Below are 12,910 nucleotides of genomic sequence, written 5' to 3'. Positions count from 1 at the left end.
AGTCAATTGACTTCACGAAAAAGCCGAATATATGGCAGCAATGAATCACGTTATTAAATCAACACGGTGTCTTGCAATCGGAGAGGGTCCATATATGGTGTGGGAAGTTAAAACTGACGATGGAGCATTTCAAGATAAAGACTACACCTATTCTTGGTACAGCGAAGAGGTAAATGGCGGTTTTGAAGGCGACCAGACAGGCGCGAATGCAACGTGCTTATTAACCAGCTGTAATACCTCTGCATATGTACAGGCGGTTAACGCACAGGGGCTGTGTGGTTTTTACGACTGGCGGCTACCTACTCACCATGAACTCTTTTCGTTAATGCATTTAGGCATTGCCGACGACGTGGCCATTGATGAAGATTACTTTCCTAACACCGGTGCAGTCTCTACCGAGCCCCTATGGTATTGGACCTCAGTGCCAAGTGCTGATGGGGTAAACAGTGATGATGCACAAAATGCATGGGCATTGGATTTTGATTCAGGTGTCGATAACTTTCTTAATAAGTCATCAGAGGCGCGTGTTCGTCTTGTAAGAGCAGGGAGATAGTCATGAGCAATAAAGTTAATAAATCCGCTCAACGCGTACTGAAAAGCGCAGTGCTAACTACACTCAAAATGGTTGCAGCCTCGACGTTGCTTGCTAGTGCATCGCTTTCAGCTTTCGCCCAAGAGTGTCTGTCTGACGGACTAGAAACCACGCCCAACGATAATTTTGAAGCAGTGACTACCAGTACTTTGTTGGATACCACCACAGATTTAGTATGGAGACGATGTTCCGAAGGGCAAACTTGGGACGGCTCAACATGCAGTGGTGAAGCGGTGAAGTATACGTGGCAGCAGGCGCTACAACTTGCGCAGCAGGCGAGTAACGAAGACTTGCTAGGATGGCGCTTGCCCAACGTTAAAGAGTTGGCCACCTTAACGGAACGCGACTGCGTACGCCCGGCGATTAATAGCTCCCTTTTCCCAGCTACGCCTCCGGATGATTTTTGGACTTCTACCCCTTCGGCAGATGATCCAGACAGAGCCTGGGTTGTCGCGTTCTTTAATGCGAGCCATTCGATTAAAGAGAAAGACCGTTTCATTTACGTTCGACTGGTGCGCACCTACACCAACGAATAGGTGTAGATAAAGATCTACACCGCTTCGTATTAGTCTTTCGTCTAGTATCTGACCCTTAGACTTTTTATCAACAAAGCACGCTCTATAATGCGTGCTTTGTTTTTTGGTTTGAACGTCAATTTTAAAGAAAATCGACACTCTTGCTTAGAGCCTGTTGACCTTTGGTGAATAACAAAAGTCTACAGGCCCTAGTATCAAGCTGCGTTTTGAGTAGATTGATAATATCGACATGTTCAACCTGATTTTTAGCACGTTAGACTCATGATGGCTTTTTATTTCCCAGTAAGCTAGCCACAATGTTGGTATGAAAATGATATCGAGCCTTAAGGCTGCCCTTTTTACAATTTGTTTATTCGCTGGACTTAGCACATCGGCGCAGGCTGAATATACCTGTAATATCGATTTTGCTTACGGTATTGCCGTTAATAACGAACAGCTTCGCGTAATGGATAAAACCCGCACCGTAGTTCAGATTAATGACCAAAACCAGCTTTTTGTAGGTGGACGTTGGCAAACCTTGAATGAGCAAGAACGGCAGTGGCTAGAAGAGTATTCTTCAGGGTTACACTATGTAGTACCAAAAATGATTATTTTGGCCACCGAAGGTGTAGATTTAGCTATTGATACCATTGAGCATGTTTACCTAGGCTTAGTAGGCAGTGATCACGACAGCTACGAGCGTTTGAATGCTGCTATGAAGCGTGTTCAAAACCGCGTGAAAGATAAATTCAGGCATGCGAGTAATCATTATTTTATCGGCCCTGGATCACTGGAAAGCGTTGATGAATTCGTGGATAGTGAAATTGAAGCACAGCTTGAGGAAGCAATTTCTACCTCAGTAGGCGGTATATTATCGGCGATCAGTGGTATCAACACTGGAAGTGGCGAAGTAAATCAAGAGAAAGTAGCGGAAATTACTCGTCAGCTTAATAATGTGGGTGAGCATCTTGATGTGGGTGATAAAGCTACGACATTGCGTAAAAAGGCAGAGTGGTTTTGTGAAAAGCTTAAGCGCCTAGACGTAGCGGAAGAAAACCTTCGAGCAAGTGTGCCTGCTTTCAAGCCTTACAATATCATTACGCGACATGATAAGAGTGAGAACTAGTTGAAATAAGTAATACGTGTACTAATTTTGGTTAAAGACAGATTAAGACAGAAAAGCCTGCGTGAGCAGGCTTTTTTGATCTAGCTTTTTGGTTGGCTCAAATGGGCAAGATTATACGAAGCACGACAGCAGAGAGTTGAGATATCTACGTCCTTTAGCAGTTACCTGCCAGTGACTATCTGAAATAGAAAGCAGCCCTTGGTGATGAGCATCAGACAGTGCGCGTTTAACGTCATCCGTTAACTCAGTACCTGTGAAGTCACTAAAATCACTCATCGGGCAAGGCTCAACTAAACGAAACCTATTCATAAAAAACTCAAACGGTAGGTCGTCTGCACTAACCAGCGTTTGCGTATCTAAATACGGGCGGCTCATTTCCATATAGCCTCTTGGATGCTTCACTTTAACGGTACGATGAATTGTGCCGTTAGCGGCATCGGTAATCTTCCCGTGCGCACCGCATCCAATACCTAAGTAATCGCCAAAACGCCAGTAATTCAGGTTATGGCGGCATTGGTGCCCAGCTTTGGCGTAGCCTGAAATTTCGTACTGGTGATAGCCTGCACGCTCTAAGAGGATGTGGCCTTTTTCCTGTATTTCCCACAGGATGTCGTCGTCTGGCAGTTCTGGCGGCTTTGAATAGAAAGGCGTGTTTGGCTCGATGGTAAGCTGGTACCACGACAAGTGGTAAGGCGTGAGCTCAATGCCTTGCTTCAAATCTGCCATAGCATTCTCTACGCTTTGTTCAGGTAGACCATGCATGAGATCTAAATTAAACGTAGGTAGCCCTGCGCTGTGTGCTTGTTTTACCGCATTTTCAGCTTGGCTTTCATCGTGGATACGGCCTAGCACTTTTAAATGCTTCGGCTGAAAGCTTTGAATGCCCACCGATATTCGATTTACGCCTGCCTGATAAAAGCCCGCAAACTTACCTGCCTCGACGGTGCCTGGGTTGGCCTCCATGGTTATTTCAGCAGTGTCGCTTAAGTTAACCCGCTGTTTGACGCCGTTTAAGATGTCAGCCATGGCCTCGCTTGAAAACAAACTGGGCGTGCCACCGCCTATAAAGATTGTCTCGACAGGGCGGTCGCCAATGCGTTTGGCATCAATGGCTAAATCGTCCAGCAGGTGCGCCACATATTCTTTCTCGGGTAAATCAGATTTAAGCCCGTGAGAGTTAAAATCACAGTACGGACACTTTTGAACACACCAAGGAATGTGGATATAAAGGCTAAGCGGTGGATTACGCAAAAGTCGCTCTCATATTATCAAGCAAAATCGCTAAGGCGTTGCCGCGATGGCTAATACGGTTCTTTTCGGCTTTCTCCAATTCTGCAGCTGTGCAGCCATGAGTTGGCACGTGAAATACCGGGTCGTAACCAAAACCGTCGTTACCAGAGCGAGCGGTTAAAATTTCGCCTTGCCATTTACCTTGGCTAACTAATGGTACTGGGTCGTCAGTATGGCGCATAAACACTAATGTACAGAAGAAATGCGCTTTACGCTGGGTTTCGCCATCTAGGGCAGCTAATAGCTTGTCGATATTGGTATCGTCAGTTGCATCAGCGCCAGCATAGCGGGCTGAATAGATACCGGGTGCACCGCCAAGGGCGTCAACCACTAAGCCTGAGTCGTCAGCAATAGCAGGAAGGCCTGTTACTTGTGCCGCATGACGCGCTTTAATAATGGCATTTTCAACGAATGTTGTACCTGTTTCAGGCACATCAGATACACCTAATTCTTTTTGCGCCACAACGTCTACGCCGTAATCTGCAAATAAGGATGCAAACTCTCGCACCTTGCCTTGATTACCTGTGGCTAAAACAATTTTTTCTGGGAATTTCATTGTGCCAGACTCCTCGTTTTTTCTTTGCTCCTGAAATAAGCTCGAGCACATTCATCGGGTTACTTTAGGTTATTCAGGACGAAGGTCGGGAGTGGTTTGAGCAAACCCTCTGCCGCAGGGATGCGGCAGCGGAGCGCACATGGATGTGTTTACCGCGTGTTTGCGAAAGCCACTCCCAACCTTCGGCCATCGCATCGCTCACCCTCTACGTGCTCGAGTTTTACTTTTTCTTTTTAGGCTTAGCTTTTGCCTTGGCTTTGTCTTTGGCCTTTACTTTTTTCTTTTTCGGGCCAATTTTAGGCGTTTTGTTTTTGGGGCGTAGCTCGTCAATAACGCGAGCTTTAAGTGGTTCGCCCATGTAACGTGCGGTTTTGGCTACCATGTCAAAATCGTGGGCCTCAACCAAAGATATTGCAGTACCTTTGGCGCCAGCGCGGCCGGTTCTGCCAATGCGGTGAACATAAACGTCGGCTTTGCGCGGCATGTCGAAGTTAATAACATGGCTCACGTTAGGCACATCAATACCGCGGGCAGCAACATCCGTTGCCAGCAAGATAGGTACTTCACCACTTTTGAAACGGGCTAGCGCTGCAATACGTTTGTCTTGTGGCATTTCACCCTGTAGCCAGCACACTGGAATATCTTTCGAGGCTAAGAAGTCCTTAAGCATTTGCAGGCGTTCGCGGGTTTTCACAAACACAACCGCTGACGTCGTTGTTTCTTGCTTCAAAATATTCACCAGCAATGCTTGCTTGTGATTCATGTCGTCAGCAAGGTGATACCACTGATGAATTTTGTTCTTCTCTTTGCGCGATGGGTTCGCTTCAATCACTTCAGGATTGTTAAGAATATCATGAGCGAAAGTCTTAACGCCTTTGCCTTCAAGCGTGGCAGAGAACAATAGGTTTTGCTTGCGCCAGCGCGCTTCGGCAGCAATTTGGTTAACTACCGTTGAGAAACCCATATCCAACATGCGGTCAGCTTCATCAAGAATTAAACACTCGATATCACGGCAATCTGCGGCTTCTTTTTCGATATGCTCAAGCAAACGACCTGGCGTGGCCACAAGAATATCGAGATTCTTGCTTAAGGTTTCTTTATCGGTACCGTAGTTAATACCACCGGTTATTACCCCGCACACAATTTGTGTATGCTTTGTTATGGCCAGGGCTTGTTCATAAACCTGTAGCGCTAACTCGCGGGTAGGCGTTAGAATCAAAATACGTGTAGCACCAGGCTGTCTGCGCGGATAATCAAGTAAAAACTGGCATGCAGGCAATAAGAAAGCGGCTGTTTTACCCGTACCTGTAGGAGCAGAGGCCAAGATATCTCGTCCATCCAACGCATGCGGGATAACCAGTTCTTGAATGCTAGTTGGGGTTTCAAACCCCATATCGGCAGCTGCGTGACACAGTGCTTCGTCTAATTCGAGTTCTTCGAAAGTCATAGTATAAAATTGCTCTAAATGAATGGTGCGTATTGTAGCATTGCTATACCAAAACATTGAGAAAAACTGGCGTTAAATTCGCACACCGTAGGTAAATATACATTGTGGTTTGAGGTTACCTACAATATCAGGGAAAGAGGACATCTAATCTAATCAGTAATCGAGGCAACAGCGGATAGCTTTGCTCGGTTAAGCGCGTCTTTTATTTCAGGGCCTTTAACGCCGGTGGCAATGATATCTTGCACGTTCACTTGGTTGGCGGCTGCTAATGCATTTTCAATGCGCTTTTGTTGGTGTTGCCAATCTACGCCCTTGTTATGAGCATAAGGCGCAAAAGCGCTAAGTAATAATGTGAAACGTTCCTCTCTACGCCACGCATCACAGCTATTGAACAAGGCAAGTAAATCGGCGGGCGAGTTTTGCGCGTTCAAAAGAAAGCCTTTGAATTTGCAGGCAAGGCTGACGATTTCACTAACTTGGTTTTGCACTTTAAGCCGACTGCATAACTGTTTCGCTTCTTCCTCACTGAGGTGAGTGAGCAGGGCAGTAAACCTTGTTATCAGCCTAGCGGTTTCTGAATCGCTACTTTCAGGTAATGGGGTTTCTGAACCCGTGTATTTAACAACGCTTTCGTTTTCAGCCTTTTCTAGTGCTACCGCCGTTTTTAACGTTTCCAGAGCAGTATCTACGTTTCTTTCAAGCTCAGTAAACCAGTCATTAAGACCGTGGGCTTGGTTTAATACAGTGAAAAAAACATGCGGTGTTTTCTCTAAAAGACTACGCTTTGTTTCTTGCCATACCCGCTCAGCACTTAGCGTGCTTAACTCGCCGCTTTGCGCCATAGACTGCATAAGAGCCATGGTTTCAGTGGCGATAGTAAACCCTAAATAAGCATAGCGGGTTGCAAACCGAGCAACGCGAAATACGCGTAGAGGGTCTTCACTAAAGGCTTCAGATACGTGGCGAAGTAGGCGGTTTTCTAAATCTTTTTTACCACCATAGGGGTCGATGAGTTTTCCATAGTTGTCTTGCGCTATCGCATTAACGGTAAGGTCCCGGCGTAACAAATCTTCTTCTAACGTCACCGAGCTTGACGCATCGCATACAAAACCGGTGTAACCTTTTCCTGACTTACGTTCTGTACGTGCAAGTGCGTATTCTTCCTGTGTTTTAGGGTGTAAAAAAACAGGGAAGTCTTTGCCTACTTGGGTAAAACCCTGGCTGAGCATTTCTTCTGGCGTGGCGCCCACCACGACATAGTCGCGTTCAACAACTTTTCTGTTTAACAGTGCGTCACGTACTGCGCCACCAACGAGATATACTTGCATGCTCTTCCATCGATTTTTTAGTCAGTAATACTTTTTAGATTAGGGATGTGCCGACTTTTGGCGTGTCGCAAAACTCAACACTCCCCACGTCTTAGTGGCGCAGTATAGCAATGTTACAATTAAAATTCGTAGCCACATCGTTATGCGCTTTCACTTCAAGGTTGCGTCTGGTAGTTTATTCGTCGTTAAAAATTAAAACAGATAGGCGCTTCAGCAACCATGTATTTGAACTACTTCGGGTTAAATGACAATCCTTTTTCGATTGCGCCTAACCCCGATTATTTGTATATGAGCCCTAGGCACAAAGAGGCTTTGGCCCATTTGACCTTTGGCCTCAGAGAAAGCGGTGGTTTTGTAATGCTCACCGGAGAAGTGGGCACGGGAAAAACAACGGTATCGAGAAAACTGTTGCAGCAGCTACCCGATAATACTCAGGTAGCCATGATTTTGAATCCTACCTTATCCGCCCTTGAGCTATTAGCAACGGTTTGTGATGAGCTAGGCTTGGCTTATACACCTGAAAAAGCAAGCCTTAAGTATTTCACCGATTTGATTTTGTCTAAGTTAGCAGAGAATCATCAGTCAGGCATGAATACGGTACTAATGGTTGATGAAGCGCAGCATCTGTTGCCCGAAGTACTAGAACAACTTCGTTTATTGACCAACCTAGAAACGAATCGTGAAAAACTGTTAAAGGTTGTATTGATAGGTCAGCCTGAGTTACAGCAGTTGCTAAAGCGTAACGAATTACGTCAGCTGGCTCAACGCATTACCGCTCGTTATCATCTGCTGCCCTTAACTGCGCCTGAAGTTAGTGCTTACATAGCACACCGCTTAAGCGTGGCTGAAGGTGATATCAGTATTTTCAGTAAGTCTACATTGCGCGCGGTGCATCAAATTACTGGTGGGATTCCAAGGGTAATTAATTTGCTGTGCGACCGAGCGTTAACCTTATCTTTTACTAAGCAGCATGCGGTTGTGCAAAAGCCTATATTCTTGGCCGCGGCAGAGCAAATTCTAGGTGAAGATGTTGTCAGTCAGCGCGTGCAAAGCCAGCGTAAATGGTATCTCGCATCGGCGTTTGTTTTGGCCATCATATTCGGCTACGGGTTAGGGAGTTTGTATGTCTAATATCGTCGCCATTGACCATTTAAAACCCGGTATGGTGATTGTTCAAATTACCAAGCAAAATGGGCCAGTTAAAATTAGAAAGTCGGGTTTAGTGACAAGCGATGCTATGGTGCAGGGCTTGTCTGAAATGGGCGTGCAAGAGGTAGAAATAGACCCTGAGCAAACCGTGGAAATAGCGCCGGCAGTTCATCATAGAACACAGACCCAAGCTTTGCTTCGGGGCGAGCACGACACTACCGCCAAATTTGATAAATCCCTCAACGAGCAGTTTAATCGAAGCTTGTTCTTACCCACAGTGGAAGGGCTTCCGTCAGCATGGAAGCTTTACACCAAGCAAGTTGCGCTTTTTGCCGTCGTTATTCTTGGTGGTTTATGCATTGGCTTTTCCGCCGCTACGGCAAAACGCTGGTGGCCAATGCTAACTGCACCCGCTTCTGTACCGGTGGCAGACTCTGAAAGCTCAGTTTCACAGGTTGAAGCAAGCGGAGACGCTTCAGCGCTTACGGCCACGCAAAGTAGTAATGAAGCACCAGGCACTTCAAGCAACAAAAGTGAACAGGTATCTTCTAACACTCAGGAAAGTGGGCAAAGCGCAGGTTCAAATGAAACTGCTAACACGGCGGTAAATGCAAACATGAGTAACGGCGGTGCAGCTCAGCAAGGCACGCAAGCGAACGCTATGGTAAATAACCAGTCTGCTGGAAACTTAGCTGCAACGCAAAATACTGATTTAGGTGCAGTTCCAAATAAAAACCCAATCACAACAGGTACTCAGAATCGTTACAATAACGACGTGTCCCAACGTTCTGGCGCCGAGCCAAGTAGTGGATATGAGCGTAGCTCCTCAACAGATTCAAGACAAACTGATACTTCAGGGAATTATGAAGGGAAAGTATTAAATGAAGCTGCGTCTCAATCTGACGTATCCGTGTCACCAGAGCTTATGGCCCGTTTTAATGCTGCCGTTGAAGCGCTAGACTCAAAGGCACAAGATAATACACCCTCTGAAGAGCAAACAAGGGTGACGGTTAAAGACGAACTACCCCGTGTAGATCAGTTACCCGTTCGCTTGTTAACACGACTTCCTACCATGAACTTTAGCGCGCATATGTATGCGTCTCGTCCTGCCGATAGGTGGGTGAGAGTCAATGGCCGTCAAATAGGTGAGGGCGACTGGATTGCTGATAGAGTGCAAATCGTCAATATTGAAGCGCAACGTGTGGTGCTTGCTTTCGAAGATGAGATTTTTACTATGGCAGCATTAACCGATTGGTAATTACTATCTGTTAGTTACAAAAAACACTAACAAGAAATACAAAAAAGGCCCTTTGAAAAAAGGGCCTTTTCGCTGCTTATACTTTGTGTTCTACAGCGGCATCTGATTGATGAAAACGTCTTTAAAGAATTTTGGTAAGTTCAAACTAAACTCTTCGGGGCGAACGCCTGACACAATCTCATCGTCGTACTGACTTAAATCAACGCGTTTCACTTCATTGAAATGCTGCGACGTCACGCTGTAAAAGGTCATAACGTGAGGGCTTACGGGGTCTTTAGGGTTGATTTTGCTAACAATACCTAATTTACCGCTCTTTAACCTCACCAAGGAGCCAACAGGGTGCACGCCAATACACTGGATAAATTGTTTTACCAATTCTTGGTCTAAGTTCTCTGTCGCAGTTAGTCGCTTTAGCGCCTGAGTAGGCGTGATACTGTTTTTGTGCGTACGATTAGATGTCATGGCATCGTATGCATCCACAATGGCAGCAATACGCGCGAACTCTGAGATTTCGTCACCAACCAATCCTCTCGGGTAGCCGCTTCCATCAACGCGCTCGTGGTGCTCTTCAATGATGCGTAGCGATAGGTCAGAAATATCGCCACACTGTTCAACTAGGTCAGCACCAATTTCAACGTGAGTTTTCATCACTTCCCAATCATCACTGGAAAATTCGCCTGTATTATTGCGAATTTCATCTGGCAGGGAAGACATGCCGATATCCATCAATAGGGCACCTAAACTCACTTGCTCTGTGGTATCTCTGTCATAGCCAAGAAACTCACAGAAAATGCCGCTTAGTACACTGCAATTAATACTGTGCTCAAGAAGGTACTGGTCGGTATCCTTGATCATAGTCAGGCAGCTCAGCGCATCTTTATTATCAAATACACTTTCGATCAGGCTTTGCGACAGCGACTCCATGGGAGACAAATCTTTTACCGCCCCATTTTTAAGCGACTTTAAAAAGCTGCTTTGAATGGCAATTGCGCTGCTGTAAAGCTCGTTGGCTTCGTTAATTGAATCACGACCCACTGGCTTAACAACCGGTTTAGTCACTTCAGGCTCTTTTTCTTTAGCTGGCTCGGGTGGCACAGCGGGCTCGGGCAGCTTAGATTTCGCAAGATCTACTTCGACGCTTAAAATACCTTTCGATTTTAGACTATCAATAATGGCTTGGGTTTTCACAATGCCTTTAGAGCGCATTTTAAGTGAACCTGTTTGTTCAAGTACTTGATTGACGTACATTCCTGGCTGCAAATCATCAATGGGTACCTGTTCTAGCATTATCTCTCCTGTGAGGCACAACGTTGCCATAGCCTTCAATTACAATAGAAACGAATAGTACGATATTCCAGTGAAAAAAGTGAGGAGTTTATTAGTCTTTAGTATAGCTAGAGTCGGCGAATGTAGGATTACCGAATTCGTGAGAAAACGCGTGACGTGTAAATGTGCCGAGAAGTTGCTTATGGCTCAAATCAGGTGAACTGATATTTTTATTGCGGATTGGTATTAGGCGTCTTGATGCGAAGTTAAGGTAGAGGCATAGATGAGAGAAACAAACAGGGTGCCATCTCGCGACAGCACCCATGTGTCATGCTAGGGCGTTGTTAAGCGCTAAAGCCCCACGCTTTCACAACCACGCGGGCTGTTTATCTTCGAAGGCTTCTATAGCACTTGTGAGTTCAAGGGTTTGACCGATAGCATCTAAGCCTTTAATAAGGTTGTTTTTGTGATGCTCAGCAATATCGAAGCTGAAGCTTGTATCGTTAAAACTTACTGTTTGCGCTGGAAGATCAACGGTGATCTTAGTTGCTGGGTCTGCCTTCACTGCAGCAAACAAAGCGTCCATTTGCTCGCTTGATAATGCCACAGGCACTAGCTGATTATTAATGCAGTTGCCGTAAAAAATATCAGCAAAGCTGGTGGCAATAACCGTTTTAAATCCAAAGTCGGCAAGTGCCCACGGCGCGTGTTCTCGGCTTGAGCCACAACCAAAGTTTTCGCGAGCTAGCAACAGACTCGCACCTTTGTGCTCAGGCTTATTCAGCGCGAACGCTGGGTTTGGCTCTTTCTCTTCTAAATCCAAATAACGCCAGTCGTGAAACAAATGTTTGCCGTAGCCAGCACGTGTTACGCCAGTTAGAAACTGTTTTGGAATAATTTGGTCGGTATCGACATTGGCCTGATCAAGCGGCGCAGCAATGCCTGTGTGTTGTGTAAAACCTTGTTCAGACATAAGTTACTCCTGATAATCTCTAACGTCAGCAAAGCGACCGGTAATTGCAGCAGCGGCAGCCATTGCTGGGCTTACCAAGTGAGTGCGCGCCCCACGGCCTTGACGGCCTTCAAAGTTACGGTTACTGGTAGAGGCACATCTATCGCCTGCCACTAGCTTGTCGTCATTCATACCAAGGCACATAGAGCAACCTGGCAAACGCCACTCAAAGCCAGCATCGATAAAGATTTTATCTAAGCCTTCTGCTTCAGCTTGGCGTTTAACGTTACCCGACCCTGGAACGACAATCGCAGTCACTGAATCGGCGACTTTACCGCGCTTGGCGATTTGTGCCGCTGCGCGCATATCTTCAATACGACCGTTGGTACATGAGCCGATAAATACGTGGTTTACTGCAACGTCAGCAAGCTTTTCACCGGGTTTTAACCCCATATACTCAAGCGCTTTTACTGCGCTCTCTTTTTCAATCGGGTCACTGAAGTCTTCAGGGGCAGGTACCGGTGTGTTTACGCCAATAACCTGGCCTGGGTTAGTGCCCCACGTAACCTGAGGAGCGATATCTGCCGCTTCAAGTTCAACCACAGTGTCAAAGGTTGCGCCCTCTTCGGTATAAAGGGTTTTCCAATAAGCGACAGCGTCTTCCCAGTCTTGACCCTTAGGTGCGTATTCGCGGCCTTCAAGGTAGGCGAAGGTTTTCTCGTCTGGTGCAACAAGGCCAGCTTTCGCGCCAGCTTCAATACTCATGTTGCACACCGTCATGCGCTCTTCCATGCTCAAACCGCGGATAGCTTCACCTGCGTATTCGATAACATGGCCAGTAGCGCCAGCGTGGCCAATTTTGCCGATAATGGCAAGAATAATGTCTTTTGCCGTAATACCGACAGGAAGCTTGCCATTTACGTTGATAAGCATGCTTTTCGCGCGGCTTTGTTTCAACGTTTGCGTGGCCAATACATGCTCTACCTGAGAGGTACCAATACCAAATGCCAGCGCACCAAATGCACCGTGGGTTGCAGTGTGTGAGTCACCACACACCACCGTCATGCCTGGCTGAATTAAACCTAATTCCGGGCCCATTACGTGCACAATACCTTGCTTCTGGTGGCCCACTGGAAATAGCTGAATGCCGTGATCTTCACAGTTTTTTGCCAAGGTTTGTAGCTGAAGCGCATTCGCCGGACCACAGGCATCGATTGCCAATGAACGGGTTGAAATGCTGTGATCCATAGTACCAACGGTGCGATCAGGACGTCGTACTTTACGGCCTTTTTCATTAAGGCCTGCAAATGCCTGAGGTGACGTTACTTCATGAATTAAGTGACGGTCGATATAAATTAAGCTGTCTTCACCGATTTGGTCAATAATGTGGGCTTGCCACACTTTGTCATATAAGGTCTTGGCCATGAGGTT

The 12,910-nt window shown here is 46.3% G+C and carries 12 protein-coding genes; 5 read left to right on the top strand and 7 right to left on the bottom strand.

What is annotated here, in order from left to right:
• Positions 1-31: 31 nt before the first annotated feature.
• The 3 genes from BIZ39_RS10585 (at position 32) to BIZ39_RS10575 (ending at position 2,233) form a co-directional block, all read left to right on the top strand.
• Positions 32-553: a DUF1566 domain-containing protein gene (locus tag BIZ39_RS10585; RefSeq protein ID WP_262385749.1), complete on the top strand. Its 522-nt coding sequence runs from the start codon at positions 32-34 to the stop codon at positions 551-553.
• 2 nt (positions 554-555) lie between these two features.
• On the top strand, positions 556-1,128 hold the full coding sequence (locus BIZ39_RS10580; RefSeq protein WP_014948472.1) for a DUF1566 domain-containing protein: 573 nt from the start codon (positions 556-558) through the stop codon (positions 1,126-1,128).
• A gap of 310 nt (positions 1,129-1,438) precedes the next feature.
• Positions 1,439-2,233, top strand: a complete 795-nt coding sequence (locus tag BIZ39_RS10575; RefSeq protein WP_014975812.1) for a YggN family protein — start codon at positions 1,439-1,441, stop codon at positions 2,231-2,233.
• A 111-nt stretch (positions 2,234-2,344) separates the two neighbouring features.
• On the opposite strand, the gene hemW is transcribed toward BIZ39_RS10575, so the two are convergent.
• The 4 genes from hemW to BIZ39_RS10555 all read right to left on the bottom strand — a co-directional run bounded on the left by hemW (position 2,345) and on the right by BIZ39_RS10555 (position 6,854).
• The gene (gene hemW / locus BIZ39_RS10570; protein WP_168462620.1) at positions 2,345-3,484 is read right to left on the bottom strand and encodes a radical SAM family heme chaperone HemW; all 1,140 of its coding nucleotides are present in this window, start codon (positions 3,482-3,484) and stop codon (positions 2,345-2,347) included.
• The gene (locus tag BIZ39_RS10565; RefSeq protein WP_168462619.1) at positions 3,477-4,079 is read right to left on the bottom strand and encodes an XTP/dITP diphosphatase; all 603 of its coding nucleotides are present in this window, start codon (positions 4,077-4,079) and stop codon (positions 3,477-3,479) included. The genes hemW and BIZ39_RS10565 overlap by 8 nt, the downstream gene beginning before the upstream one ends.
• Before the next feature lie 220 nt (positions 4,080-4,299).
• A complete protein-coding gene (srmB, locus tag BIZ39_RS10560; RefSeq protein WP_014948476.1) occupies positions 4,300-5,526 on the bottom strand; it encodes an ATP-dependent RNA helicase SrmB in 1,227 nt (408 codons plus the stop codon).
• Between the two features lie 149 nt (positions 5,527-5,675).
• Positions 5,676-6,854 carry a CCA tRNA nucleotidyltransferase gene (locus BIZ39_RS10555; RefSeq protein ID WP_187446937.1) on the bottom strand — a complete coding sequence of 393 codons (1,179 nt, stop codon included), beginning with the start codon at positions 6,852-6,854 and terminating at the stop codon, positions 5,676-5,678.
• Between the two features lie 219 nt (positions 6,855-7,073).
• Between BIZ39_RS10555 and BIZ39_RS10550 the strand changes: the two genes are divergently transcribed.
• Together BIZ39_RS10550 and BIZ39_RS10545 are read left to right on the top strand one after the other, a co-directional pair.
• The gene (locus tag BIZ39_RS10550; protein ID WP_014948480.1) at positions 7,074-7,985 is read left to right on the top strand and encodes an ExeA family protein; all 912 of its coding nucleotides are present in this window, start codon (positions 7,074-7,076) and stop codon (positions 7,983-7,985) included.
• On the top strand, positions 7,978-9,261 hold the full coding sequence (locus BIZ39_RS10545; RefSeq protein ID WP_187446936.1) for a general secretion pathway protein GspB: 1,284 nt from the start codon (positions 7,978-7,980) through the stop codon (positions 9,259-9,261). The genes BIZ39_RS10550 and BIZ39_RS10545 overlap by 8 nt, the downstream gene beginning before the upstream one ends.
• Before the next feature lie 90 nt (positions 9,262-9,351).
• Here the strand turns inward: BIZ39_RS10545 and BIZ39_RS10540 are convergent, their stop codons facing one another.
• The 3 genes from BIZ39_RS10540 to leuC all read right to left on the bottom strand — a co-directional run bounded on the left by BIZ39_RS10540 (position 9,352) and on the right by leuC (position 12,904).
• On the bottom strand, positions 9,352-10,548 hold the full coding sequence (locus BIZ39_RS10540; RefSeq protein WP_014975819.1) for an HD-GYP domain-containing protein: 1,197 nt from the start codon (positions 10,546-10,548) through the stop codon (positions 9,352-9,354).
• A 346-nt stretch (positions 10,549-10,894) separates the two neighbouring features.
• On the bottom strand, positions 10,895-11,500 hold the full coding sequence (leuD, locus tag BIZ39_RS10535) for a 3-isopropylmalate dehydratase small subunit (protein WP_014948483.1): 606 nt from the start codon (positions 11,498-11,500) through the stop codon (positions 10,895-10,897).
• A gap of 3 nt (positions 11,501-11,503) precedes the next feature.
• Positions 11,504-12,904 (bottom strand): 3-isopropylmalate dehydratase large subunit, encoded by a 1,401-nt coding sequence (leuC, locus tag BIZ39_RS10530; protein WP_187446935.1) that lies wholly within the window; start codon positions 12,902-12,904, stop codon positions 11,504-11,506.
• Positions 12,905-12,910 lie beyond the last annotated feature (6 nt).

It is taken from the genome of Alteromonas sp. BZK5, assembly GCF_014349115.1.
Taxonomy (GTDB): Bacteria; Pseudomonadota; Gammaproteobacteria; order Enterobacterales; family Alteromonadaceae; genus Alteromonas; species Alteromonas macleodii.
This window is presented reverse-complemented; position numbering and strand designations above follow the sequence as displayed.

What these genes read in the sequence shown, in the direction of transcription:
- BIZ39_RS10565 (WP_168462619.1), bottom strand. Translation starts at nt 4,079, where the DNA reads ATGAAATTCCCAGAAAAAATTGTTTTAGCCACAGGTAATCAAGGCAAG.
- BIZ39_RS10575 (WP_014975812.1), top strand. Translation starts at nt 1,439, where the DNA reads ATGATATCGAGCCTTAAGGCTGCCCTTTTTACAATTTGTTTATTCGCT.
- leuC (WP_187446935.1), bottom strand. Translation starts at nt 12,904, where the DNA reads ATGGCCAAGACCTTATATGACAAAGTGTGGCAAGCCCACATTATTGAC.
- leuD (WP_014948483.1), bottom strand. Translation starts at nt 11,500, where the DNA reads ATGTCTGAACAAGGTTTTACACAACACACAGGCATTGCTGCGCCGCTT.
- BIZ39_RS10550 (WP_014948480.1), top strand. Translation starts at nt 7,074, where the DNA reads ATGTATTTGAACTACTTCGGGTTAAATGACAATCCTTTTTCGATTGCG.
- BIZ39_RS10555 (WP_187446937.1), bottom strand. Translation starts at nt 6,854, where the DNA reads ATGCAAGTATATCTCGTTGGTGGCGCAGTACGTGACGCACTGTTAAAC.
- srmB (WP_014948476.1), bottom strand. Translation starts at nt 5,526, where the DNA reads ATGACTTTCGAAGAACTCGAATTAGACGAAGCACTGTGTCACGCAGCT.
- BIZ39_RS10580 (WP_014948472.1), top strand. Translation starts at nt 556, where the DNA reads ATGAGCAATAAAGTTAATAAATCCGCTCAACGCGTACTGAAAAGCGCA.
- BIZ39_RS10540 (WP_014975819.1), bottom strand. Translation starts at nt 10,548, where the DNA reads ATGCTAGAACAGGTACCCATTGATGATTTGCAGCCAGGAATGTACGTC.
- BIZ39_RS10545 (WP_187446936.1), top strand. Translation starts at nt 7,978, where the DNA reads ATGTCTAATATCGTCGCCATTGACCATTTAAAACCCGGTATGGTGATT.
- BIZ39_RS10585 (WP_262385749.1), top strand. Translation starts at nt 32, where the DNA reads ATGGCAGCAATGAATCACGTTATTAAATCAACACGGTGTCTTGCAATC.